The 1,932-nt window shown below is 31.9% G+C and carries 2 protein-coding genes; one reads left to right on the forward strand and one right to left on the reverse strand.

The genetic code is table 11. From position 1 onward, the window contains the following. Positions 1 to 434: 434 nt before the first annotated feature. Complete coding sequence (locus JOC75_RS23685) at positions 435 to 836, forward strand: ribosomal maturation YjgA family protein (RefSeq protein WP_204956353.1); 402 nt, start codon at positions 435 to 437, stop codon at positions 834 to 836. A 168-nt stretch (positions 837 to 1,004) separates the two neighbouring features. Here JOC75_RS23685 and JOC75_RS23690 read toward each other — a convergent pair whose 3' ends face one another. After that, complete coding sequence (locus JOC75_RS23690) at positions 1,005 to 1,352, reverse strand: nuclear transport factor 2 family protein (RefSeq protein ID WP_204956354.1); 348 nt, start codon at positions 1,350 to 1,352, stop codon at positions 1,005 to 1,007. Between the last annotated feature and the right edge of the window lie 580 nt (positions 1,353 to 1,932).

A 1,932-nucleotide genomic window follows, 5' to 3' on the forward strand; every position in this document is an offset into this window, starting at 1 on the left:
GCTCATAGTTGTTTCGTTTTTGTACTATATAGTACGTTTTGTTAATCGAAATTAACGTTGGCACGCTTGGTTTTGTTTAGTTTTCAAAGATCATAATATTAGTAGTCGTTTGCGACTAGGTAATTATCATACCATCTAACTAATTATAAAGTCAACACTAATTTTGAATTTATTTTATAAGATAGTTTTTAATAACTTCTACCTCAGAGGCAGAATTTAATAATAACCTAAACATATTTCTAAGTCAATACTTTTATAAACTTCTCTAATAAAGTATTGATAACGAATTTATTATAAACCAGCTCACTTACATAACTACTAAACAACACATCATGATGTCCTCTCATTGAATTAATAGCAACTGTATGCAGGACTAATCATTATACGTATAGAAATACTACTAAATCAAATACAACATACAAAGAGTGATATGATTGTTTACCAATAAAGGACATTTTCTATATAAAAGATCAATTTACATATTAGCAATTGTTGTATTCATCGCACTAGGACTAACCTCAAGAAAATCCGGTGAACTATTACCGATATTGGTAGCTCAAAATGCTGGTGATATACTATGGGCAATGATGGTCTATTATGGATTCCGTTTTCTTCTAGTTCATAAAAGTCTACTTACAGCTTTTTTCTTCAGTTTGACTTTCTGCTTCATTATTGAATTTAGCCAACTTTACCAAGCTGAATGGATTAACCATTTACGTAGTTATCCATTTGGAGCATTAGTTTTAGGAAAAGGCTATCTGACAGTTGATCTCATTAGATATACAGTAGGAATCTTAATTGCAGCTACTTTAGATAAAGCAGCTAACATAAGATAATCACTTATTTTCTGATGCTGACACTTGCTACTATCCAAGATAGATATAGAATTCAAGTACAGTAGGTCTACATTAGAGAACATACACAAAGAAAGTATATAAAGATGTAGAATCACTAACAACTATTAATAGATAGGCACTCACTTTTGAATTCAAAATATATATAGCTCAATTTATTTTTGTACCTTGATGAAAAACCATTTGCCACCTCTTATTTATAAGTTTCCATATTGAACTACGTAAAGAATATTGTTTACTGTCAACATTAAACACACGATAAGTTGCTAGCACAATTTCATCAGAAAGAGGATGTATGTCAAAATCAATTATTTTCATGTTTACTATTCCTATTCCTTCAACACCTATATCCTCATTTTTATATAAAACTTTACCCGAGCTTCCATATTCAAAAAACTGTTCAGCTAATAATTTTTGCAATTCCTGCTGAGAAGAACGAATCTCAGGTTTTAGTAAACTCTCTTCAAGTTGTTGCAAATGTTCTTTTAAATTATTCATATATGACTCTCCCTCACTTTGGACAATAGCCTTTTCACATAAGTATATTAAATTAAGATTCACTTTTAAATAAGACTCGATCATTCTTTATTTTTTTATTTAATAGAACACAAAATTCCTATACCCAATTTTTACGCACAAAAAATGATCAGTATCTCTACTGATCTTTGGGCTTTATCCTTGATGACGACCTTTAGACTTTGGATTCTGCTCTCTTATGGGCTTCATCTCTTTAATGACGGACTTTAGACTTGAAATTCTGTTCTCTTATGGGCTTCAACTCTTTGATGACAACTTTAGAGTTTTGATCTGATATCATTACTTGGCGATATCGTATTATCTGTCCGGTCTTCATTCGCTGCCATCCACTTCCTTCTTGCTCTCCCAAGCCTCAGGCTAGTAATGCTTTTTAGTCTCTACCTCTATATCTTCGATAGAAATAAATTAATGGGATGATCAATCTATTTTCTTATCTTTCTCTAAACACAAAAAAAGACCAGTATTTCTACTGATCTTTCCACTCTTTACTTGGCGACGTCCTACTCTCACAGGGGGAAACCCCCAACTACCATCGGCGCTA

Source organism: Metabacillus crassostreae (genome assembly GCF_016908395.1).
In the GTDB taxonomy this organism is placed as follows: domain Bacteria; phylum Bacillota; class Bacilli; order Bacillales; family Bacillaceae; genus Metabacillus; species Metabacillus crassostreae.